The sequence below is a fragment of the Variovorax sp. H27-G14 genome (genome assembly GCF_046156345.1).
In the GTDB taxonomy this organism is placed as follows: domain Bacteria; phylum Pseudomonadota; class Gammaproteobacteria; order Burkholderiales; family Burkholderiaceae_C; genus Variovorax.
This window is the reverse complement of sequence record NZ_JAYLVN010000005.1, coordinates 161,890-185,373: the sequence shown is the minus strand read 5'-3', so window position 1 is coordinate 185,373 and position 23,484 is coordinate 161,890. Positions and strand designations below refer to the sequence as shown.

At 60.3% G+C, this 23,484-nt stretch carries 19 protein-coding genes; 13 read left to right on the top strand and 6 right to left on the bottom strand.

What is annotated here, in order from left to right; all coding sequences use genetic code 11:
• Positions 1-68 precede the first annotated feature (68 nt).
• Positions 69-1,490 (bottom strand): short-chain fatty acyl-CoA regulator family protein, encoded by a 1,422-nt coding sequence (locus VLK31_RS16115; protein WP_409169420.1) that lies wholly within the window; start codon positions 1,488-1,490, stop codon positions 69-71.
• 129 nt (positions 1,491-1,619) lie between these two features.
• Here VLK31_RS16115 and VLK31_RS16110 point away from each other — a divergent pair, with 129 nt between their 5' ends.
• The 9 genes from VLK31_RS16110 (at position 1,620) to VLK31_RS16070 (ending at position 14,316) form a co-directional block, all read left to right on the top strand.
• Complete coding sequence (locus VLK31_RS16110) at positions 1,620-2,027, top strand: acyl-CoA thioesterase (RefSeq protein WP_409169419.1); 408 nt, start codon at positions 1,620-1,622, stop codon at positions 2,025-2,027.
• Complete coding sequence (gene prpC, locus VLK31_RS16105; protein WP_409169418.1) at positions 2,024-3,205, top strand: 2-methylcitrate synthase; 1,182 nt, start codon at positions 2,024-2,026, stop codon at positions 3,203-3,205. Before VLK31_RS16110 ends, prpC begins: the two co-directional genes overlap by 4 nt.
• 47 nt (positions 3,206-3,252) lie before the next feature.
• Positions 3,253-5,871 (top strand): Fe/S-dependent 2-methylisocitrate dehydratase AcnD, encoded by a 2,619-nt coding sequence (gene acnD, locus VLK31_RS16100; RefSeq protein ID WP_409169417.1) that lies wholly within the window; start codon positions 3,253-3,255, stop codon positions 5,869-5,871.
• Positions 5,872-5,889: 18 nt separating this feature from the next.
• Positions 5,890-7,089 carry a 2-methylaconitate cis-trans isomerase PrpF gene (gene prpF, locus VLK31_RS16095; RefSeq protein WP_409169416.1) on the top strand — a complete coding sequence of 400 codons (1,200 nt, stop codon included), beginning with the start codon at positions 5,890-5,892 and terminating at the stop codon, positions 7,087-7,089.
• A gap of 95 nt (positions 7,090-7,184) precedes the next feature.
• The gene (locus tag VLK31_RS16090) at positions 7,185-8,048 is read left to right on the top strand and encodes an oxaloacetate decarboxylase (RefSeq protein WP_409169415.1); all 864 of its coding nucleotides are present in this window, start codon (positions 7,185-7,187) and stop codon (positions 8,046-8,048) included.
• Between the two features lie 903 nt (positions 8,049-8,951).
• Positions 8,952-10,271, top strand: a complete 1,320-nt coding sequence (locus tag VLK31_RS16085) for an HlyD family efflux transporter periplasmic adaptor subunit (RefSeq protein ID WP_409169414.1) — start codon at positions 8,952-8,954, stop codon at positions 10,269-10,271.
• Between the two features lie 17 nt (positions 10,272-10,288).
• Positions 10,289-10,678, top strand: coding sequence for a hypothetical protein (locus VLK31_RS16080; RefSeq protein WP_409169413.1), 390 nt, complete (start codon positions 10,289-10,291; stop codon positions 10,676-10,678).
• A gap of 384 nt (positions 10,679-11,062) precedes the next feature.
• Positions 11,063-12,223, top strand: coding sequence for a cupin domain-containing protein (locus VLK31_RS16075; protein WP_409169412.1), 1,161 nt, complete (start codon positions 11,063-11,065; stop codon positions 12,221-12,223).
• Positions 12,220-14,316, top strand: a complete 2,097-nt coding sequence (locus VLK31_RS16070) for a peptidase domain-containing ABC transporter (RefSeq protein ID WP_409169411.1) — start codon at positions 12,220-12,222, stop codon at positions 14,314-14,316. Before VLK31_RS16075 ends, VLK31_RS16070 begins: the two co-directional genes overlap by 4 nt.
• Positions 14,317-14,632: 316 nt before the next feature.
• On the opposite strand, the gene VLK31_RS16065 is transcribed toward VLK31_RS16070, so the two are convergent.
• Entirely contained in the window at positions 14,633-15,325 is a 693-nt protein-coding gene (locus tag VLK31_RS16065; protein ID WP_409169410.1) for a hypothetical protein, read from the bottom strand.
• Between the two features lie 186 nt (positions 15,326-15,511).
• Between VLK31_RS16065 and VLK31_RS16060 the strand changes: the two genes are divergently transcribed.
• Positions 15,512-16,588 (top strand): serine hydrolase domain-containing protein, encoded by a 1,077-nt coding sequence (locus VLK31_RS16060; protein WP_409169409.1) that lies wholly within the window; start codon positions 15,512-15,514, stop codon positions 16,586-16,588.
• A 16-nt stretch (positions 16,589-16,604) separates the two neighbouring features.
• On the opposite strand, the gene VLK31_RS16055 is transcribed toward VLK31_RS16060, so the two are convergent.
• Positions 16,605-17,564 carry a Bug family tripartite tricarboxylate transporter substrate binding protein gene (locus VLK31_RS16055; RefSeq protein ID WP_409169408.1) on the bottom strand — a complete coding sequence of 320 codons (960 nt, stop codon included), beginning with the start codon at positions 17,562-17,564 and terminating at the stop codon, positions 16,605-16,607.
• A gap of 337 nt (positions 17,565-17,901) precedes the next feature.
• Between VLK31_RS16055 and VLK31_RS16050 the strand changes: the two genes are divergently transcribed.
• Positions 17,902-18,255 carry a helix-turn-helix domain-containing protein gene (locus VLK31_RS16050; RefSeq protein ID WP_409169407.1) on the top strand — a complete coding sequence of 118 codons (354 nt, stop codon included), beginning with the start codon at positions 17,902-17,904 and terminating at the stop codon, positions 18,253-18,255.
• A 7-nt stretch (positions 18,256-18,262) separates the two neighbouring features.
• Here VLK31_RS16050 and VLK31_RS16045 read toward each other — a convergent pair whose 3' ends face one another.
• The 3 genes from VLK31_RS16045 to VLK31_RS16035 form a co-directional block, all read right to left on the bottom strand.
• The gene (locus tag VLK31_RS16045) at positions 18,263-18,691 is read right to left on the bottom strand and encodes a hypothetical protein (protein WP_409169406.1); all 429 of its coding nucleotides are present in this window, start codon (positions 18,689-18,691) and stop codon (positions 18,263-18,265) included.
• Positions 18,692-19,042: 351 nt separating this feature from the next.
• A complete protein-coding gene (locus VLK31_RS16040) occupies positions 19,043-19,474 on the bottom strand; it encodes a nuclear transport factor 2 family protein (RefSeq protein WP_409169405.1) in 432 nt (143 codons plus the stop codon).
• Positions 19,475-19,487: 13 nt separating this feature from the next.
• Positions 19,488-20,930 carry an MFS transporter gene (locus VLK31_RS16035; protein ID WP_409169404.1) on the bottom strand — a complete coding sequence of 481 codons (1,443 nt, stop codon included), beginning with the start codon at positions 20,928-20,930 and terminating at the stop codon, positions 19,488-19,490.
• Between the two features lie 76 nt (positions 20,931-21,006).
• Between VLK31_RS16035 and VLK31_RS16030 the strand changes: the two genes are divergently transcribed.
• Together VLK31_RS16030 and VLK31_RS16025 are read left to right on the top strand one after the other, a co-directional pair.
• Positions 21,007-21,954 (top strand): LysR family transcriptional regulator, encoded by a 948-nt coding sequence (locus tag VLK31_RS16030; RefSeq protein WP_409169403.1) that lies wholly within the window; start codon positions 21,007-21,009, stop codon positions 21,952-21,954.
• A gap of 360 nt (positions 21,955-22,314) precedes the next feature.
• Entirely contained in the window at positions 22,315-23,049 is a 735-nt protein-coding gene (locus VLK31_RS16025; RefSeq protein WP_409169517.1) for a serine hydrolase domain-containing protein, read from the top strand.
• The last annotated feature ends 435 nt before the right edge of the window (positions 23,050-23,484 follow it).

Below are 23,484 nucleotides of genomic sequence, written 5' to 3'. Positions count from 1 at the left end.
CAGGGGCCATTCAGCCCGCCTTGTGCGGGCTGTTTTTTTGGCCGATCGGGTTTCAGGCCTTCAAGCCCTCAGGCATCCGCCACCGCATACGGCGTGAACCGGCTTTCGTTCTCGTTCACGTCCAGCGGCCGACCGATGAACGGAAACGCCCGCTGCGGGCAGGCCACGCGCTCGCACACCTTGCAGCCCATGCCGATGGGCGTGGGCACCTCCTGGTCGGCCAGGTCGAGCCCCTTGGCATAGATGAGCCGCGAGGCATGGCGAATGTCGCAGCCCAGGCCGATGGAGAAGGTCTTGCTGGGCGACGCAAAGCCGCGCTGCCCGTGCGACACGGTGCGCGCCACCCATAGATAAGTGCGCCCGTCGGGCATGCGCGCGAGCTGCCGCAGCACGCGCCCGGGCTGCGCGAAGGCCTCGTACACGTTCCACAGCGGGCAGGTGCCGCCGGTCTTGGAAAAGTGAAAGTGCGTGGCCGACTGCCGCTTGGAGATGTTGCCCGCGCGGTCCACGCGAATGAAGAAGAAGGGCACGCCGGGCGCGCCGGGCCGCTGCATGGCGCTCAAGCGATGGCAGACGGTCTCGAAGCCCACACCAAAGCGGCGCGCCAGCAGGTCGATGTCGTAGCGCAGCGCCTCCGCCGCTTTCAGGAAGGGGCCGTAAGGCAGCAGCATGGCGCTGGCGAAGTAGTTGGCCAGACCGATGCGGGCGAGCGCGTGCGTCGGCGCATCGCCAAAGTTGGCGCCTTCCACCAGCGACTCGATGGGCTGCGTCTGCTCCAGCAGCGCCAGCTGGGTCGCCAGCTGAAACGCCTGCTGCCCCGGCTCCAGCCGGCCCGACAGGCGCAGCACGCGGCTGGTGGGGTCGTAGCGGCGCTGGCTGTCGACCGCGTCGTCTTCGGTGGGCACCACGCGCACGCCGTGCTGCTTCATGAGCCGCAGCAGGAGCCATTCGGACAGCGGCCCGCCGTGGGCGCGCGCTTCTTCCGCGAGCTGTTCCGCCTGCCGATCGAGGCAGTCGAAGTGGTTCTGATGGGCAAAGAAAAAGTCGCGCACCGCCTCGAAGGGCATGGGCCGCGTGCGGGTGAATTCGCCACGCCCGTCGCCCAACTCCGCGGCCATGATCTCCAGGCGCTCCATGGCCTCCTGGTGGCGGCGGTGCAGCGCCAGCAGCGCGCGCGCCACGGCGGGCATTTGCGAGGCCACCTCGCGCAGCTCGGGCAGCGCCACGGTGTCGCCACCGGGGTTGTCGGCCAGCGCTTCGCGCATGCTGGCCACCAGGCGGGCCTCTTCGTCTTCGGAGAACTGCTGCACGTCGACGCCCAGCGTGCGGCTGATTTTCAGCAGCACCGCCACGGTGAGCGGGCGCTGGTTCTGCTCCAGCTGGTTGAGGTAGCTGGGCGACAGGCCCAGCGCGTGGGCCAGCGCCACTTGCGTGAGGCCGCGCTCGGCGCGCAGCTTGCGCAGGCGCACGCCCATGAAGGTCTTGCTCATCGTGTGGTTCCTGGCGAATGAAGTGGTCTTGCGATATTCGCAATATTTGCAAATCTCGCATTCTTCATTCGCAATGATTGGCTAATTCAGTCCTTCATTATGGGCACGAATTTGCGTAAATTGCGAAGCATGACGCACTCCCACACGGCACTCGAACTCACGGACATCGTGTTCCCCGAGCACGCCAACCACTACGGCACGCTGTTCGGCGGCAACGCGCTGCTGTTGATGTCCAAGGCGGCCTTTTTGGCCGCGCGGGCGTTCGCGCAGTCCGACGTGGTGATGGCCCGCTGCGCGGACGCGCAGTTCCTCGCGCCCGTGCCGGTGGGCAGCGTGCTGCGGCTGCGCGCAACCATCCACCGCGTGGGCCGCACCTCGCTCACGGTCTGCGTGAGCGGCACGGCCGAACAACTGGGGCACGCACCGCAGGCGGTGCTCCAGTCGCAATTCGAGATGGTGGCGGTCGACAAGAACGGCCGGCCCGCGCGCATGCCCCGCGCCGGCCTGAACAACGAGAAAGAAAAGGAAACAGCATGAACGACATCGCCACCCCGCCCTCCCCGCACTCCCCGCCCGCCACCGGCTTCAAGCCCAAGAAATCCGTCGCCCTGTCCGGCGTGACCGCCGGCAACACCGCGCTGTGCACGGTGGGCCGCACCGGCAACGACCTGCACTACCGCGGCTACGACATCCTGGACATTGCCGAGGTCTGCGAGTTCGAAGAAATAGCCCACCTGCTGGTGCACGGCAAGCTGCCCACGGCGGCCGAGCTGCGCGCCTACAAGGCCAAACTCAAGTCGCTGCGCGGCCTGCCCGCAAGCCTGAAGGAAGCGCTGGAGCAACTGCCCGCCAGCGCGCACCCGATGGACGTGATGCGCACCGGCGTTTCCTCCCTGGGCTGCATGCTGCCCGAGAAGGACGACCACAACCTGCCCGGCGCACGCGACATCGCCGACCGGCTGATGGCTTCGCTCGGCTCGATGCTGCTGTACTGGTACCACTGGTCCACCCAGGGCAAGCGCATCGAGGTGGAGACCGACGACGACTCCATCGGCGCGCACTTTCTGCACCTGCTGCATGGCCGCAAGCCCGGCGCGCAGTGGGAGCGCGCCATGCACACCTCGCTCAACCTCTACGCCGAGCACGAGTTCAATGCCTCCACTTTCACCGCGCGCGTGGTGGCGGGCACCGGCTCCGACATGCACTCGGCCATCACCGGCGCCATTGGCGCGCTGCGCGGGCCCAAGCATGGCGGCGCGAACGAGGTGGCCTTCGAGATCCAGAAGCGCTACGACTCGCCCGACGAGGCCGAGGCCGACATCCGCCGCCGCGTGGAGGCCAAGGAGGTCGTCATCGGCTTCGGACACCCGGTGTACACCGTGAGCGACCCGCGCAACGTGGTCATCAAGGGCGTGGCCAAGTCGCTGTCCGAAGAGGCCGGCTCCACCAAGATGTTCGACATTGCCGAGCGGCTGGAGCGCGTGATGTGGGACGCCAAGAAGATGTTCCCCAACCTGGACTGGTTCAGCGCCGTGAGTTACCACATGATGGGCGTGCCCACGGCCATGTTCACGCCGCTGTTCGTCATTGCGCGCACCAGCGGCTGGGCGGCGCACATCATCGAGCAGCGCATCGACAACAAGATCATTCGGCCCAGCGCCAACTACACCGGGCCGGAAGACCTGAAGTTCGCGCCCATCCAGGATCGGAAGTAAAAGAAAAAAGTGCGCGCACCCCGCGTGCGCGCGCACAGCGTTGCCCCATGAATACCGAACACCGCAAGAACCTCCCCGGCACAGCGCTGGACTACTTCGACGCACGCGAGGCCGTGGAGGCCCTTCGCGCGGGCGCCTGGGCCACCCTGCCCTACACCTCGCGCGTGCATGCAGAGAACCTGGTGCGCCGCTGCGACCCGGCCCTGCTGGTGCAGAGCCTCACGCAGATCGTGGAGCGCCGGCGCGAGCATGACTTTCCATGGTTTCCCGCGCGCGTGGTGTGCCACGACATCCTGGGCCAGACCGCGCTGGTCGACCTGGCCGGCCTGCGCGACGCCATTGCCGAACAGGGTGGCGACCCCGCGCAAGTGAACCCGGTGGTGCCGGTGCAGCTCATCGTCGACCACTCGCTGGCGGTGGAGTGCGGCGGCTTCGACCCCAATGCCTTCGAGAAGAACCGCGCCATCGAAGACCGGCGCAATGTCGACCGCTTTCACTTCATCGAATGGACCAAGCGCGCCTTCAAGAACATGGAGGTGATTCCGCCGGGGAACGGGATCATGCATCAGATCAACCTGGAGCGAATGTCCCCCGTGGTGCATGCCAAAGACGGCGTGGCCTACCCCGACACGCTGGTGGGCACCGACAGCCACACGCCGCATGTCGACGCGCTGGGCGTGGTTGCCATTGGCGTGGGCGGGCTGGAGGCGGAGAACGTGATGCTGGGCCGTGCCTCGTGGATGCGCCTGCCGGTCATCGTGGGCGTGAAGCTCGCGGGCCGGCCGCAGCCGGGCATTACCGCCACCGACGTGGTACTGGCGCTGACCGAGTTTTTGCGCCAGCAGAAAGTGGTGGGCGCGTACCTGGAGTTTCACGGCGAAGGCGCGGCCAGCCTCACGCTGGGCGACCGCGCGACCATCTCCAACATGGCGCCCGAATACGGCGCCACTGCCGCCATGTTCGCCATCGATTCGCAGACCATCGACTACCTGCGCCTGACCGGCCGCGACGACGAACAGGTGCGGCTTGTGGAAACCTACGCCAGGCACACCGGCCTGTGGGCCGACGCGCTCACCGATGCGGTGTACGACCGTGTGCTGCCGTTCGACCTGTCGAGCGTGGTGCGCAACATGGCCGGCCCGTCGAACCCGCACGCGCGCGTGGCCACCGCGGACCTGACGGCGCGCGGCATTGCCGCACCGTGGCACAAAGAGCCGGGCCTCATGCCCGACGGCGCGGTGATCATTGCGGCCATCACCAGCTGCACCAACACCAGCAACCCGCGCAACGTGATTGCCGCGGGCCTGCTCGCGCGCAACGCCAACCGCGTGGGCCTTGTGCGCAAGCCGTGGGTCAAGTCGTCGCTGGCGCCGGGCTCGAAGGCCGTGACGCTGTATCTGGAAGAGGCCGGGCTGATGCGCGAGCTGGAGCAGCTCGGCTTTGGCGTGGTGGGCTATGCCTGCACTTCGTGCAACGGCATGTCGGGCGCGCTGGACCCTGCCATTCAGCAGGAGATAGTGGAGCGCGACCTGTACGCGACCGCGGTGCTGTCTGGCAACCGCAACTTCGACGGGCGCATCCATCCGTATGCGAAGCAGGCGTTTCTGGCGTCGCCGCCGCTGGTGGTGGCCTACGCCATTGCAGGCACGGTGCGCTTCGACATCGAGCGCGACGTGCTCACCGTGTTCGACGGCAAGGAGATTCGCCTGAAAGACATCTGGCCGAACGACGAGGAGATCGACGCCATCGTGAAAGCCAGCGTGAAGCCCGCGCACTTTCGCCAGGTGTACGAACCCATGTTCGCGATACAGCCCGACACCGGCGAGAAGGTGGCGCCGCTGTACGACTGGCGCGCCGCATCGACCTACATTCGCCGCCCGCCTTATTGGGAAGGCGCGCTGGCCGGCGAGCGCACGCTGAAGGGCATGCGACCGCTGGCCTTGCTGCCCGACAACATCACCACCGACCACCTGTCGCCGTCCAACGCGATCATGCTGGACAGCGCCGCCGGCGAGTACCTGCACCGCATGGGCCTGCCCGAGGAAGACTTCAACTCCTACGCCACGCACCGCGGCGACCACCTCACCGCGCAGCGCGCCACCTTCGCCAACCCCACGCTGAAAAACGAGATGGTGCGCAACGCGGACGGCACGGTGCGCGCCGGCTCGCTGGCGCGCGTGGAGCCCGAAGGCCGCGTCATGCGCATGTGGGAGGCCATAGAGACCTACATGGCGGGCAAGCAGCCGCTGATCATCGTGGCGGGTGCCGACTACGGCCAGGGGTCGTCGCGCGACTGGGCCGCCAAGGGCGTGCGCCTGGCTGGCGTGCAGGCCATTGCGGCCGAGGGCTTCGAGCGCATCCACCGCACCAACCTGGTCGGCATGGGCGTGCTGCCGCTGGAGTTCAAGCCGGGCGTGAACCGCCTCACGCTGGCGCTGGACGGCACCGAGACCTACGACGTGAGCGGCGAGCGCAGGCCGCGTGGCGACCTGATGCTGGTCATTCACAGGCGCAACGGCGAGCGGCTCGACGTGCCCATGACCTGCCGGCTCGACACGGCAGAGGAAGTGTCGATCTACGAAGCGGGCGGCGTGCTGCAGCGCTTTGCGCAAGACTTCCTGGCGTCGACCACGGCCGTGGCATCGGCCGCAACCGTGCCCGCCTGAAACGAAAATCGCATCACCATGGCCTACGCACCGCAACTCAAGATTCCCGCCACCTACATGCGCGGCGGCACCAGCAAGGGCGTGTTCTTTCGCCTGCACGATCTGCCCGCTGCCGCACAGGTGCCGGGCAAGGCACGCGACGCGCTGCTGCTGCGCGTCATCGGCAGCCCCGACCCCTACGGCAAGCAGATCGACGGCATGGGCGCGGCCACGTCGAGCACCAGCAAGGCCGTCATTCTTTCGAAGAGCGAGCGGCCCGGCCACGACGTGGACTACCTGTTCGGCCAGGTGTCGATCGACCAGCCCTTCGTCGACTGGAGCGGCAACTGCGGCAACCTGTCGGCCGCCGTCGGCCCCTTCGCCATCGGCAACGGGCTGATCGATGCGGTACGCGTGCCGCGCGACGGCATGGCGGTGGTGCGCATCTGGCAGGCCAACATCGGCAAGACCATCGTCGCGCACGTGCCCATGACAAACGGCGCGGTGCAGGAGACCGGCAACTTCGAGCTCGACGGCGTGACGTTTCCGGCCGCAGAAGTGCTGCTCGAATTCATGGACCCCGCGGCAGAGGAAGAGGGCACGGAAGGTGCGAGAGGTGCGATGTTCCCGACCGGTCACCTCGTCGATACGCTCGACGTGCCGGGCGTCGGCACGCTGCAGGCGACGCTGATCAACGCGGGCATTCCCACCATCTTCGTGAACGCCCAGGCCGTTGGCTGCACCGGCACCGAGCTGCAGGACGCCATCAACAGCGACCCCGCCGCGCTCGCGAAGTTCGAGGCCATCCGCGCGCATGGCGCGCTGCGCATGAGCCTCATCGCACACATCGGCGAAGCGGCCGGGCGCCAGCACACGCCCAAGGTGGCGTTCGTGGCCCCGCCCGCAAACTACACCGCGTCCAGCGGCAAGCAAGTTGATGCAAGCGACATCGACCTGCTCGTGCGCGCGCTGTCGATGGGCAAGCTGCACCACGCCATGATGGGCGCGGCGGCCGTGGCCATCGGCACCGCCGCGGCCATTCCGGGCACGCTGGTGAACCTGGCGGCCGGCGGCGGTGAACGCGCGGCGGTGCGCTTCGGCCACCCGTCGGGCACCTTGCGCGTCGGCGCGCAGGCCGAGCACATCGACGGCCAATGGCAAGTGACCAAGGCCGTCATGAGCCGCAGCGCGCGCGTGCTGATGGAAGGCTGGGTGCGCGTGCCCGGCGACGCGGCCTGACCACTTGCCGCCCTTCGTTCCCCAAATTCACTCACAGATCACTTCACACATCCCATCACAGATCCACTCCACGGATCAGTTCACAGGAACCCGCCATGTCCACTCGAAAGACACTCCGCGCCCTGGCCGAGGCACGCCGCGGCGTGCTGGTGCCGGGCGCCTTCAATGCCCTGTCCGCGCGCGTGATCGAAGACCTGGGCTTCGACGCCATCTACGTCACCGGCGCGGGCGTCACCAACATGTGGTTCGGTCTGCCCGACCAGGGCTTCATGGGCCTGCACGAAATTGCCGACCACACCGCGCGCATCCGCGACGCGGTGGGCCTGCCGTTGATAGTCGACGCCGACACCGGCTTCGGTAACGCGCTGAACGTGCGCCACACCGTGCGCGTGCTGGAGCGCGCGGGCGCCGACTGCATTCAGTTCGAGGACCAGGTCGCGCCCAAACGCTGCGGCCACTTCGCGGGCAAGGACGTGATCTCCACCGAGGAGGCCGTGAACAAGATCAAGGCCGCCGTCGATGCCCGCACCGACCCCGACCTGCTCATCATGGCGCGCACCGACGCGGCCGCCACGCTGGGCTTCGAGGCCGCCATCGAACGCGCGCAGCGCTTCAGCGAGGCTGGCGCCGACATCCTGTTCGTGGAAGCCGTGACCACGGCCGAAGAAATTCGCGCGCTGCCGCAGCGCCTGGCCAAGCCCCAGCTGATGAACATGGTGATCGGCGGCAAGACGCCGATCTTCGGCGCCGAGGAACTGGCCGGCCTGGGCTACGGCATCGTGCTGTACGCCAACGCGGCACTGCAGGGCGCGGTCGCGGGCATGCAGAAGGCGCTGACCGTGCTGCGCGAGACCAGGCGCATCGACGAAGACCCCGCGCTGGTCGTGCCGTTCGCGGAGCGGCAGCGGCTGGTGCGCAAGCCGGAGATGGATGCGTTGGAGAAGCGGTACGCGGGCTGAGGCAGGGCGCAGACGGGGGAAAGTTAGCAGGCGATGGGTGCAGTAACCAGTCCGATACCAGAGCGGTATCTGGTGCGAATGACCTCAGGCTTCCCAAAACAAACGGGCATCCCGGGGACGGTCAAGTCCGACGACGAGAACACCTTGTCTCCGAGGAAGCGCCTGAACTCGTTGTTCTGCAAGAGTCGCTCACAGCGCTGCTTGCAGTCCTGTATCGAGCCTTGTATGGCTTTTTTGCGAGCGCCTGGCCATCGGCGAGTCTGGCCGTGTGCCGCTTATCGGCGTTGCACTCTGTGAAGCAAGATCGCCAGCGACCTTTGAGACGATGTCGTCAAGGGCACGCAAAAAGACGCGAGGCTTCGGCGGTGAAGGTCGTGCCGACCCTGCACTGCACCTCGAGCCATTTTCAGGAAATTGCGCGGCCTTGAAACTCGAGTTCAGTTGCACGGGTCAATTCTCGCGCCCACAAGAACCAATTGCAGCGACATATTCAAGTCGCAAAAAACGAAATCGCGGTTCGGAAATTCGGAATCGGGATCCTTTGAGTCTGCAAAGGCGTCCTCTTCGCGAATTGGACCAGCGCTAAGTGTTTTACGTCACCCGGACAAAACCGCTGTTGCGCGTCGCGCCTGTCGCAACACTGTGGCGTGGCCGTCTCCCGAAGCAGTATTGAGCGTTAACCCGCGCTGCGCACGCAGTACGTGCACCTTCCGCAACGCTCGAATATTCCGGCTTTAAGTTCGCATCGCCGAAGATCTTTGTTATTTCTATCTAATAGAAAAACGTTGATATCAATTGCATCGGAAAAAAGAGCGATTGTCAAAGAAGGTTAACATTATTTTTTCAAACCAGCAACTATGCTCTCGGCTCGACCATCTCAAACGGCTTGACGCCATCTGGAAAATGAATCGAGACAAAAATGAAGAGCAAGATGAGATCAGCCTGTTATTCAGAAAACAAGCCAGCACCAATAGCCAAGGCAGATATCTAGGGAACATTCACCTCGCGCGACACGCCTCTTTAGACGTCATTGCAATTTTCGCAATCGCGATCTTAATTTCTTTTGGTCTTTTCGCATACTTCGCAACGTTTCAAAAAAAGGCGCGCTTGCCAGGCTTGGTAATTTTTAACGAGGGCGTAGTAGCAGTCGCGCCCCAGGAATCCGGCACCATCGTCGAAATTCTGGCAAAAGAGGGCGAGGCCTTGGAAGCCGATCAACCCTTGTTTCGAATAACAAGCGACCGTCGCACCGCGAAAGGAGATTTTTCTCTTCTGATGGCAAAGGCTATTGATCGCCGCCGGGAGGCGATAAATGATGAAAGAATTGTCACGAGAGAAATTGCGCAGCATCGAGCAACAGTTCTACACGCCAAGCGCCGAGGAATCGAAAGGAATATCGACGACTCCAAACTCGACCTTGCTAAATCAAATCGAATTGAACAGCATGCTTCCATTCGTATAGGCTGGTACCGCGATCTGGAACAAAAAGGCTTCTTCTCCAAAATTCAAGCACACGAGAAAGAAGAAGAATTTCTCACCATACAAAGCAAGGTGATCGCAGCAAACCGAAACCTGACAAATTCCATTGCAGAGTTCAACGAGGTAGCTTTCGAAATTAAAAACGGCGAAATGCTGCTGAAAAACGCGTTGAATAAGCTTGAAAGAGAATTGTCGGCGTTGGATCAGGAGGGGCTCTTGAATGATCGTGCTCACATGATCATTACTTCTCCCGTGAAGGGTAGCTTGGCAGCACTTCACGTACGTTCTGGCAGCAATGTCCAGGGAGGCCAATCGATAGCTACCGTTCAGACGTTGGGCAAGAACAATAAAAACAAAATTGGCATTGACCTGTATGCCGCATCAAAAAATATTGGATTTGTTGAAAAAGGGCAAAAAATATGGGTCCGGGTAAGCGCTTATCCATATCAAAAGTATGGAATGTTGGAGGGAACCATTGAATCCATAAGCAGCGCACCAATTAATCAACAAGAGTTGCCAATTGGCCTACTTCCAAGCTTGACTTCATTGCAGAGCAACGAGCCGCTCTATAGGGTAAAAGCAATTTTAAAGGAGGGAGAACTGAGCCACGGCACTAATGAATTAAATATTGTGCCTGGCATGTTGGTCGACGCCGACGTTATGAAAGAGCGCCGATCAATATTGGAATGGGCTTTCGAGCCGCTCATTGGAGCCTATAAAAAATCTCGAAATACGGTCAATTAATACAAATATCTAATCATATGTTTATCAGTATTCGAAACAGGACCGTCAACACCTTTTCCTCGATCCCGAATTCTCGGCCTCTATCGCGGGCGGAAGAGTTTTTTGTGGGTGGCGGATTTGATCCCATCAGCGCCGGCGAGATAACCCTTCAGGATATCGTTCAAACCTCAAGCGGTGTTAAGTTTGTCGTTGGAGGAAATATTTATCAAGCTGAGGTCGATGATGCTGCTGGAACAATGACAGGAATCGTAAGGTCTGCCAGCGGCAAAACAGTTAAGACTGTTGTAACCGTGATGGGGGAAAGCATCGTCAATATTACGGTAAATGGAAAAGGCATTGGCTGTTTTAAGATGTTTGCCGGGCCTAGCTCTGATGTCAGCCGCTGGGGCCTGGATGGCGATGAGTAACAGCTTCACCCATCATTAAATAGCCTTGAAAAAGCTAATATTTTCAGGTGCGCTCGCCATGTACATGGCGGGTACTCTCGGCCAATCGATAGGGGCCGCGCACATCTCTCCCAATACCTACATGAAAAGGTACGTTCCACTTGTATCCACGGACGATTTCTCAAACACCGGGATGGTGGAAATCTCCGCTGAAAATGCAGCCAGATTGATCGGCAAAAGCCCCCGTATCACATTCATTGGAGCTGTCGTACCGGAACTCAATGCCAATTCGGTCAGGATATATCAGATAAACAAGGCCGGACACAAAAGAAAAAACGTCATAGAAATATTGCAATTTGGGATAGAGGCAGCGATTCCTAAATATTTTTTAGACGAGAGCAACTAATGAGGCCATTATCGACGCAATGCAATCGACAGGAATTCCTGTCAGATTATTTTGAGAAGCAACCGCTATTATTAAAGGGCGCGGCGCTGGGCTCTTCGTTTTCGATCCACGATTTGGAATCGATACTTCATTCGATTAATGCCAAGCCGCCGCGAGTGAACGTATTTCTGAACGGACCACTTCACTGGTCATATTACGCACAATCAAGAGGCGATCCAGATACAGCTTCAGAATGTCGTTTTGAGTCTGGAAAATTAAGGGATTTGCTCAATCAAGGAGCGACTGTTTCTCTCGACAAAATCCATCAACTCTCCCCAGCAATCGCCGCGCATTGTGGGGAAGTCAGTGCGTTACTCGACCAGTCGCCTGTTGTCGCCAATGGCTACCTTTGCATGGGAGGAGAGGGTTCATTTGGCGCTCACTGGGACACCCATGACGTTTTCGCTGTTCAATTGATTGGCCGCAAGCGATGGCAGGTATTCGAGCCTACATACCCCTTACCGCTGAATTTTCAATCGAGCCACATGCAAAAGGACCGTTGTCCAGCAACACCGCTCATGGATTTTATTCTCGAAAAAGGGGATATTTTCTATCTTCCAAGAGGCTGGTGGCATGAAGCGCAACCCCTGACTGACACCAGCTTCCACATTTCAATTGGGGTTCATTCGCAAAAAGCAATTGACTTTGCGAGTTGGGTGTGTGAAGTAAAACTCCCTGCCCATATTTGCGCCCGAAAAACCTTCCAAAACAACGGCAAGTTGAGGGAAGTTGGCGAGATATTGTCTGATTTGATTGCCGACCCCACTGTTCAGGGCGAATATTTGCTTTCCATTCAAAAGCAGCGAAGGTCCAGCTCGCCTTTCGATTTGAGCTATTTATCAAATCAGAGCGAAAAGCAATTTCAGGACCCACCGCTTTACCTGAATTCAACCTATTTCAAAATAGACGATGACACCGCAATCGTCAATGGGAACATCGTCGGAATAGACAAGGATGCAGACAATGTTTTAAAAATTGTCAGAGATAACCCAGGAATTCGGGCTGTCAAGATTTGCGGCATGCTCGGTATTGGTGGCCGCGATCTGGATTTTTATATCTCCAGTTTGATCGGAGCAGACATTTTGAACACCGGTATCCCTGACGTCACAAATAAAAAATGAAAGTGATTTTGCAAGAGCAGGCTGCCGAGTGCGGCCTCGCCTGTCTCGCCATGATAAGTTCGCGTTATGGGCTTGTCGTTGATCTGCGCACGCTGCGGTTGTCGTTTCCTGTTTCCTCACGAGGTAGCACCCTCAACCAGTTGATTGATGTCGCGGAGCAACTCAATTTCGTCACACGGTCTCTTCGAGTCGATATGGAAAGCCTGAGCCTTCTCAAGCTGCCTTGTATTCTGCACTGGGATTTCAAGCACTTTGTTGTTCTTAAATCTGTTCGACGAGGCAAAGCAACGATTTTCGATCCAGCAATAGGCGAAAGGAGAATTAGCATTAAAGAGGCTGCTTTGCATTTTACCGGCATTGCATTGGAACTGATTCCTGGGCCTCTTTTTCAGCCTCAATCGATTTCCCCAAAATTAGCGCTGTCAAGTATTACAGGGAAAATATTCGGGCTCAAGCGCACGCTTATTAAAATATTTTCGCTTTCACTGACGCTGGAAATATTTGTCCTGGCCGCTCCGTTGTTTCAACAATTGGTTATTGATCAAGCGGTCTCCTCAGGCGACTACGATCTATTATCAATTCTAAGCGTGGGTTTTTCGCTTCTTTTGGGCGTCCAAATTCTGATTGGAATTTTTCGCTCTTGGACTTTACTTGTAATTTCCCAATCACTCGCACTGGTGTGGTCCCGGAAATTATTCAGTCATACACTGAAGTTACCGGTTTCTTTTTTTGAACGACGGCACGTAGCGGACGTAATTTCCAAGTTTGGTTCGCTTGGTGCCATTCAAAGCTTCATGACCAACTCTGCTGTAGAAGCGATTCTCGACGGCGTGATGGCTTTGGCAACCCTGGCAATGATGTTTGTATATTCTTCGCCAATGATCGTTCCTACGCTCGTCGCGGTTTTTCTATACGCTTCGATCAGATCGATATTCTTTTCTCCATTGAAGCTTGCGGCAACAGAAAAACTGGTTCTGTCGGCTAGAGAAAGTGCGCATTTCATGGAGAGCTTGCGCAATGTTCTCTCAATCAAAATTTTTGGCAAGCAAGGTGATCGAGAACGTCAATGGCAGAATCTTGTTATTGATGTTCAAAACAGGGACATCAAAACAGCGAAGTTATCAGCAACGTTCTCTTCTTCAAGAACGCTTATTTTTGGCTTGGAGGGAATATTTGTATTTTGGCTTGGTGCCAACGAAGTCATGCAAGCCGGAAAAGATGGCAACTCGCTTTCAATTGGCATGCTCTTCGCATATTTTTCTTATAAGGCGATTTTTACAGGCCGCGCTTCGAAACTGATAGATTATTTCTTTGATTTGAAAATGTTAAGTGTGCATGCCGAGCGACTTGCTGACATTTCACTCAGCGCGCCAGAATATCTAGATCATCCAAGGGGCGCAAGCGGACTAAACGGAATTGTCGATTCGATCGAGGCAAGAAATCTTGGGTTTTTCTACGGCGAGGCGGGCAGCCAGGCGTGGGTTTTTCGTAATGTGAACTTTGTTTTTTCAGCAGGAGAGTTTGTAGCTTTTTCTGGCCGTTCTGGGGCGGGGAAAACAACATTGCTAAAAATTATTGCAGGCTTGTATTTTCCGACCGAAGGGGAACTGCTGATCAATGGACGAGTGCTGGTAGCTCAAGACCTTCCACGCTATCGCAACTCTATTGCTACCGTTATGCAAGACGAAATGCTTTTCAGTGGAACGCTGGCAGAAAACATTTCGTTTATGGACGAGGCTGTCGAGCAGCACAAGATCGAGTCGTGTGCAAGATCAGCGGGGATTCATGACGATATCTGCATGATGCCCATGGGCTACCATACTTATATTGGCGATATGGGGGCCGGCATTTCAGGCGGGCAAAAGCAACGTATTTTGATTGCAAGAGCGCTTTACAAAGCACCTTCCGTTCTGCTTCTCGATGAAGCCACGAGTCATCTTGATGAGACTACAGAGCAAAGCATCGTCGAGTCGCTGAGTGCCTTATCGACCATAAGGATTGCAATCGCCCATCGGCCAAGTACGTTGCAATACGCAGACAGACTTTTTATTTTTGAAAATGGCGAATTTATAGAAGCCAAGAATGGCAGGTAAAAATCCAATTTCCCTTGAATGGAACCTGCCGGGTGAAAAAAGTGCATGGGGCGCGCTACCTGCGGCTGTATCTCTCTCAACGTCGTCGAGACTTTTGGCGGTTTGGCCACCGCAAGCTCGGCCAGGTCAATGTCGATTTGGCCAGGGTCAAGATGATGAAATCTTGGGCACAGGGCACTTGTGTCAGCAGCGCCTCACTTTCTCGTCGCGCTGGTTGGGTTCAAAGCGCTGGCACATCTGAAAAAAGTGGCGGACGCGCCTGTTCAATCAGGCGCCCCACTTCGACAAAAGCAGGCCCAAGTTTGTTCGACGCAACTCAACCCTTGCACATCTTCAAATTGAAGCGCGTCGCCTTCACGATCGGCAAATAGTCTTCGGCATCGGCTGGCGGATAGGCCTCCTTGATGCCGGCGTCCGTCTTCGCCGCGTCTTCTGCCAACGGCTGCAGCGTCTTGAGACACGCGGCCTTGTCGCCGAGCTTGTACTGCGCCAGCGCCAGGTCGTTGCGGATGCGGCCGGCGGTGAGCCAGTCGAGCGTTTTTTCACAAGCCGACAGCACGCCCGACAGCGTGCCGCGGGCTGCGTCGTAGCCCTTCGCGTCGTACTGCTGCTTGAAGCGCTTTCTGGCGCTTCGCACGGCGTTGTCGGTGCAGGCGGGGCTGGTGCGGGTGTAGGTGCCTTCGAAGGTGGCGCGCGCGCCGCAGTTGTCGCGGCATTGCTCCACACCGTTGGTCGTGACCACCACGGTGTCGGCGGCGGTGGCGAAATTCACCACGCAGGTGCTGTCGCGCAGCTTGGCCTTGCCGCCCACGATGCGACCGTCGACCTCGCACAAGTGGGCGTTGGCGCCGATGGTGTTCAGATTGAAAGCGCCGTTCGGCTCGACGCGCATCGTGCCGGCGCCGCGCTCGAAGGTGTACTCGCCGGCCGGCGGGTTCGTGCCCTGCGCGGCGGCAAAGGCGGCGCACTGGCACAGCACAAGAGAAAGAAGAACGTGTTTGAGCGACAAAGGAGGGGCTCCAGGAAATGAGGAAGGGCCAAGGCGAAAGCAGTCTATTTCAAGGCCTCGCGTTCGCACGGTGTGCCCGAAGCGCGACGCGCAGCCGGAGAGCGCCTACAAAATTCCGATCGTACGGGGCCGTTGAAGCTTGCTTGGCAGAATCGCGCGGTTCGCTCACCCACCCAAGGAGATGCCATGACACCCAGCCACCCGCATGCACCGGCCGCAGGCCTCGCACCTGCACAGCGCGCCCGCGCGCCGTGGCGCTGGACACTGGCGGTGCTGCTTGCGGTGCTGCTGCCGCTGGCACCCCTGTGGGCCCACGCCCAATGGCTCCCCTCCTCCGCGGAAGAACAGGCGCTGGACGCAACCGCCTTCCAGGGCATGACCGACACCATCGGCGAGCGCTTCACCGGCGTGCAAAGCGTGGTGGTCGCACTGCGCGGGCGCATCGTCTACCGGTACTACCGCGACGGCCAGCCGGACACGCTGCGCGATGTGCAGTCGGTGCAGAAGAGCGCGGTGTCGGCCTTGGCGGGCATTGCTCTGGGGCAGGGCCGCCTCGCCAGCCTCGACCAGCCGGTGCTGGCGCTGATGCCCGAGTGGGCGGCCCTGAACACCGATGCGCGCGCGCAGGACATCACCGTGCGCCACCTGCTCACGATGAGCGCGGGCTTCGCGGTGGACGACCCCTCCGGCACCAAGGCGCCCGGCCGGCCGCGCGACGCATGGGCGCGCCCCATGGCAAGCGCGCCGGGCCAGTCCTTCGCCTACGACAACGCGCTGGTTCCCATGCTGATGGCCGTGCTGGAGAGAGCCGTGGGCATGCCGCTGGCCGACTACGCACGCGAGCAGCTGGTGGCGCCGCTGGGCATGCACGAGCCGTCTTACCAGCGCGGGCTGCAGTTGCGCACCGAAGACATGGCCAGCCTGGGCCAGTTGTTTTTGCAGAACGGCGTTTGGGCGGGCCGGCAGATCGTTCCGGCCGCGTATGTCGACGCGGCCACCACGCCGCAAATGGCGGGCGGCCTGCCGGTCTCGCTGCCCTATGGCTACATGTGGTGGGTGTCGTCGGTGAAGACGCCGCGCCGGGCCTTCATGGCCATCGGCTACGGTGGCCAGTTCATCTGGGTGTATCCGCCCACGGGGCTGGTGATTGCCGCCACCTCGACGGTGCCCGCGCGCGGGCCGGACCGGGGCCAGGCGCTGCAGCTCATCCGCAACGCGTTGTTCACCGCGGCGCAGAAGCGCTCGGCAGGCGCCGAGCGCTGAACACGACCGCTGAAGCCTATTGCCCCTGCTTCGGCAGATTCAGGCTGCGCAGCATCGGCACCCAGCGCTCGAACTCCGTCTGCACGAACTTGCCCAGCTCTTCCGGCGTGCCGCCGCGCGGCTCCATGCCCATGGCACGGGCGCGGGTGACGAAGTCGGGCTGGGCGATGACCTCGTTCACCGCCTTGTTCAGCCGCTGCACCGACTCGGCCGGCGTGCCGGAGGGCACCGACAGCGAATACCACAGCACGGCCTCGAAGTCGTAGCCCTGCTCCTTGAAGGTCTGGGCGTCTGGCACCTGCGGCAGGCGCTTGTTGTCCATCACGCCCAGCACGCGCAGCTTGCCGGCCTGAATCAGCGAGAGCGAACCCGTGAGCGACGTGCCGTGGATGTCGATGGTGTTGCTCAGCAGCGCCTGCACCGCCGGTGCGTCGCCATTGAAGGGCACATGCGTGGTGGTGAAGCCCTGGCTCTTCTCGAAGTTCAGCGGCGCCAGGTTGGTCAGAATGGCCTCGCCCGGCGAGCCCCGGTTGATCTTGCCCGGGTGGGCCTTGGCATAGGCCACCATCTCCTTGATGTTCTTGTACGGCAGATCGACGCGGCCCACGATGATCGCGGGCTGGTAGCCGATCTGCGAGACCGGCGCAAAGTCCTTCTTCGGGTCGTAGGGCAGCTTGTCGTACAGCACCGTGTTGTTGGCCAGCGTGCCCAGAGAAGACACCAGCACCGTGAGTCCGTCGGGCTTGGAGCGCGCCACGTAGTCGGCGGCCACGATGCCGCTGGCGCCGGGCTTGTTCTCCACGATGATCTGCGTGCCCTTCTTCGCCAGCTCGGAGGCCAGCAGGCGCACGTACTGGTCGGTGCCGCCGCCGGCCGCGAAGGGCACGACCATGCGAATAGGTTGCTGCGAATGTGCCGCGCCTGACACCACGGCCAGGCCCAGCAACAGCGAGGCGATGAGCTTTCGATGAATCACTTTGTCTCCGATTTCTTTTGGAATGCGGTGGCTGTAACGCCACTCGCTGATTCAGTCTATCGACGGGCCTGGGGCGGGGGGCTTCAAGGAATGAAAAGGTGGTTTGTAGGTTGCGCATGGGGCGCGGCGTCTTTCGGCTGGCGCTGCCCGTCATGGTTTATCCAATGAAATGGATAAATCAGGTCATACGAGGCAGGTTGTTTGACTACCATGATGGTCAATATGCCAAGCCAAGCGCACGCCCACCTGACCTTGGACACGCCCGCCGAAATGCACGTTGATGGGCCATGGCGGCCGGCCGGGTTTGAAGGTGCAGCTGCACTGCCGAAGGCTCCCCGTGGATAAACGCCGCAAGCGCGTCGATGCGCAAGCAGAGAGCGCGCTGCGCACCGCCATCTACAGCGCCATCGCAGCGGGCGATATGTCGGTGGGCCAGGCCGTGGCCGCGATGCGCCGCATCAGCAAGTTGACGCAGCCGGAGTTCGCCAAGCACCGCGGCCTGAGCGTGCAGAGCCTGCGCGCCATCGAGGCCGACAAAGCCAACCCCACGCTGGATACGCTCGACAAGGTGGCCGGCATCTTCGGGCTGCAGGTGGGGTTTGTGCCGAAGGGTATGCGGCGTGTGTCTTGGCGGGATCTTGAGGAGGAGCGGTCCGCGCAAGACAACCCAGGCATGACCGCGCAGGGCTGACGCGCTGCTATTCAGTGACGGGCAACGGCCGTCGGATCTTCATGCCGGGAGGCCAGTCCACGTAGCAGTTGCAGAGCTCCGGGACCGCGTGCCCATCCATGATGTGAGCCGCCCATGCGAACAAATTGGCCATGTAGGCCGCGTTGGTTGGCGTCAGCCCACAAGACGCGGCGACTTCAGGCAATCGTGTGCGGCAAACATCAAGGTGGCGGCGCACACCGGCCTGTCCGCCAAGATAGGAATCGAATTCGTCAAGGTCGATGCCTAAGCCTGAGCATCCGTAGGTTCCGGCGACGCCTGGCGCATCCGTGTATACGCCCATGACATCGTGGCCTTCAAGGATTGCGACAGTTGTGAGTACTCTGCAAAAAGCGTCTTTCATCCCATTGCTGATCCAAAGGTCCTTGTTCTCGCCGATCCAGATTGGAGCACCCATGAGATTTTTCTTTTGGTTGCGCTATTGGAATGCGCAGAGGTTGTGCGAGTTTCAGTGACTCAAGATGTTCTTCGGCTGATGAGCTTACGTTCATTCGAGCGACCCATGATGAATTCGCCGTCGTGACCTTCAGCCGTTTCAGCAGCACTGGGCTCGTGTCTCGATGGTCTTTCAAGCAGAAGCAAAAGCTCTGGCACGGCCGCTTTCTGGCGATCTGCCATCCTGACCGCGCTTATCAACTCGGGGAGCCTTTGTTGCCGAAGAACAGCGTGAGTGCCTGTTTCTTTTCCTCACTTAAATGGACTGCGGTAGTGCCGCAAGCGGTGAGGTCGTGAGCGGCGCCGTATATGCTCATTTAGAAACAGAGACCGATTTGGCTGCGATGCGGTCAGGCAAAACGCGAGCCATCAACTCCGTGTCGCAATATTCCTCGTAGCGCACGATCTTTCCGTCCTCGAAGTGAATCACGAAGACGTAGTCGTTCTCGTAACGTTGACCGTCGCGGGTCAGATTTTTACCCCTGGCTTGCAGCACGATGACATCACCACCGTCAACGATGCGGGCAGGGATCGTGGCTCGCTCGGCCAGCGCGTAATTCAGCGGACGCAACACCTCTTCGATGATGGTTTGCTTGCCTGAGAACTCGCCGCTCCAAGAGCTTTCACCGATGGTTCGCCAGACGACATCCTGGTGACACGCGGCCCAAAACGGCGCGCCATTGCCTTTGGCTATCTCATCGAAGACATCAGAGACGAGCTGAGCATTTGGGGAAAGCTTGCGCATAGGTGTCCTGTGCTCAATGGCCTTGGAAATCGCGCTGCGGTTGCTGCTTGCCGCTCGCTAGAGATTGACCTTGGAGTTCCTGCTGCGAGCTCTTGCCCGATGCGGGCGGGAGCAAGAGGCAAGCCAGCGCACCACTGGCCGACGCCGCAGCCGCAACGCAGAACGGCCATACGAAGCCAGATACAGCGCCGCTCGAGGGCAGGAGTCCGCCCAAGGCAGCGACACCAATGGCGAATCCTCCTTGCCTCGCGATCACTGCAATCGCAGACGCCATGCCACTGGCCTCTGGCGGCGCAAGTGCCAGGACGGCACCTGAAAGTTGCGGGCTGGCTAGCGCAGCTCCTGTACCGAGAATCACCATTCCAGCGATAGACCACATCACGGACGACGTTGTCTGTGCCGCCGCCAAGCCCAAGGCGATGCCTCCGATCGCCATCGTTGTCAGCGCAATGGCAAACAAACACCGCCAGCCCAGTTGGGCCGCCACTCGGCCGCTGAAGGGGGGAACGATCAGCATCGGTAGCGTGGCTGCCAACAATCCCATGCCAGCCTCCTGAAGCGTCCAACCGTAGGCCGTGTTCAAGAACAGAGGCAGGTAGACCAGAACCGCCCAGTAGCCAATCGACACAGCGGCGATCAGTGCGGCGACGCCGATCATGGAGCGGCTTGCAAAGACAGCCGGATCAAGCATGGGCCGCTCCTGCTTCCTCTGCCGAAGCGTGAAGAGCACGAGAAGACCCACCCCAACCGCCAGTCCGAACACAAACCGAGTCCAGGAGTGGCGCGCCTGCAGCAACGCCTCGATCACCAGACCAAGAGCCAAAGTCAGCATAACCACGCTGGGCCAGTCCAGCGGTTTCCCCCGATTGCCAAGCGACTCCGGAACAAAGCGCGTTACGGCAAATGCCACCAGAACGCAGATGGGCAGATTGACAAGAAAGATCCAACGCCATCCCAGCCACATGCTGATGGCCCCGCCCAAGCTTGGCCCCAGTGCCATCGCAATGCCAGAAATCACACCCACAAGTCCAAACGCCCGTGCTCGTGCTTGAGCGTCCGGGAACGCGGTCGCAATGGAGGAAATAGCACCCGTCACGAGAAAGGCAGCGCCCCCGCCCTGTAAAGCACGAGACGCCAAAAACGTCGAAGTGTCCCAGCCCAAGCCACAGCACAGCGACGCCAAGAGAAACCATGCATTGCCAATCAAGAGTGTGCAACGGCGACCAAAACGGTCAGCCAAAGCGCCTGCGATGAGCAAGGTAGCGGTGAATGCAATGCTGTAGGCGTCGATGATCCACGCGATGGCCGCATCGCGGATGCCAAGGTCGGCTCCGATCATGGGCATTGCGACCACAACCGAGGTCACATCGAATTGGGCAAGAAATATCGCGAGACCCAGGGTCGCGGCCGTCAGGCGAGCGCGGGAGTTCCAAGCTTCATTGGGTTTGTGCTGCATGTTTTCAGTGTCGTGACCGCGGCACCGAACAGCAAATGAGCATTGCTTTCGAGCGCATGAAATGGTTTCATGCGGTATGACCAAGATCTCAGGACGCGTTCCGCCCTTGTCGGGCTTGCTTGCTTTCGAGGCGGCGCTGCGACACGGCAGCATGACTCTTGCCGCTGACGAACTCGGTCTGACGCAGAGCGCTGTCAGTCATCGGATACGTTCACTTGAGGACTTCTTCGGTATGGGCCTGCTCGAACGGCTCAATCCCGGTTTGCGCGCCACTGAGGCGGGTGCGCTGCTTTCGCGCGAACTGTTGCCGACCTTGGGTGCTCTCGCGGGTCTTATGCGGCGGATCATTGGTCAATCTGGCGCGCGCGTTTTCCGATTGGGCCTCAGCACGCCGTTGCTCGCGTGGTGGCTGTCGCCACGGCTGCCTGCTTTGCGCGAAGCCTTTCCAGACTTGCTCGTCGAAATCGTGACGTGGGATTCGCCTGCGGAGGCCGCCAGATCTGAGGTCGATCTCGCCCTCCTGTGGATGCCACGCGGAACCGCGAATGGGGGCAGCTGTGAGCTGGCTTTCCCGGATGAACATGTTCTCCCGGTCGCTGCGCCGAAACTCCTGAAGGCCAGTGGCGTGGGGCGCGATTGGCAGTCGTTGCCACTGTTGGCCAAAGGGCGGCGCGGTGAGGAGACCGGACGGGAGTGGTCGTGGGGCACATGGCTCGGTGCAACGCCTGCCTTTGAGGCCATTCGCTTCCGCGACATTGGCAGTTCTCTTCAGGCCGCAGTGGACGGTAACGGCGCCGCCTTGGGACGCTCGCTGCTGGTCGCCGACGCACTGTCCCAGCGCCGCCTGGTGCGGCTCGTGCCTTCGAGTCAGACGCGCATCTGCTCCAAGGCCCAAATTGCTCGCTGGAGAGATCCGTATGACCAGACGGCTGCGCGAATGGCGGATTGGCTCATTGCTACCGCTGGACAAGTTCTCAGAACTGAACACAAGGCGCTGAAGAACGTTGCGTCTAAAGACCGCTAAAAAAGCACGCTTGCCTTGACTTCAGGAAGACAGTTCAGGGCGCGTTCCAGCCCGTCAACTGTGAGCGACCGCTTTCGGGAACAGCCGATGTCCGCAAAGGGCGCTAAGCGCCTCGACTTGGTTCGTTGATTTCAATCGCGAAGCAAGATTCCGTGGCCCGACTGCCAACCCCAACACCGCATCACAACACCTGAACACCCCCCACAGCCGCCTTCACCACCCCCGCCTCATGCAGCGCTGCAACCTCCTCAGCGCTGAACCCCACCCCCCTCAGCAACTCATCCGTATGCGCCCCATGCGCCGGCGCCGCCAGCGTCGCGCGGCGCGGCGCGGCGCGGCGCGAGAAGATCGCATCGTACTATTTATGACATAGTAAGACTAAGACATGAGGCCGGGCTGGCGGACTATGGCGAGCTTGTCGAATACCACGCCGCCGTTGCTCGCGGCGACGCGCCCTGGTCGGCGGACGACATGATGCAACGCCTCGACGCCGCCAAGCTGCGCTATGTGCCCGGCGTCAGTTGGCGATATTCGAACGTCGGCTACATGTACGTCGCGAGACTTATCGAACGGGTGACAGACCTCACGCTCGAAGAAGCGCTGATGCAGCAAGCGCTGGTGCCGCTCGGTTTGTCGAGAGTTCGTTTGGCAAAGACGCGAACCGACTTTGCCGACGTCTGCCTTGGGGCCGCATCCACATACGACCCGCGATGGGTTTATCACGGCTTGCTGGTGGGTGCTCTCTCGAGCGCCACGCTTTTCCTGGACCGCTTGCTGGCCGGACACCTCTTGCCCGACTCGCTACTGCAGGAGATGACAACGGCGCGCGTCGTCGGCGGACCCATTCCTGGGCGCCCCTGGACTTCTCCAGGATATGCCCTCGGCCTGATGCAAGGCGAGGTGGACAGGGGCTTGACCCTGTGCGGACACACGGGAGCCGGGCCGGGCAGCGTAGTGGCCGTCTACCGTTGCGCCTACGGCGCCAATACGGCCAGCTGCGCCGTATTTCGTGAGGACTCCAGTGAAGGCTTGGCTGAAGCAGAGGTCGTCAATCGCCTGTCAATAGCCCTTAAACCCGAGAAGCATCGAGGCTAAGGATTTTGTCTCCGAGGTGGTGAAGCCCTGCCTGGTCGCGAACGAGTATTCCGCTCGCCGTCGAGAAACGTTTTTGACTGCTGGACGAAGCGATGGCATCCCGACACTTGAAACGCTCTTCGCGATCGATTGTTTGCTTCAACGCAGCAACTGGTTGGAAGAGGATGTCAATCGCGCCCTCAAACAAGGTTCCGGGCAACCGTCAGACCTGGCGATACAGCGCACCCCGATGCGCGACAGCCTGGTCCGGCTAAAGTTGGCTGGACGATGAGGATCGAAATGCAAAAGCCCCCACTGTTCCGAAAAGAAAACACAACGGCGCACCGACCCAACAGGCGCAGCGGTGGCGACTATCGCGACGACCGACACTCCAAGCAGCAGTCATCCAACGAGTCGATGCTCACCTCCATGCATGGAAAAACGCGTCGAGGCCGG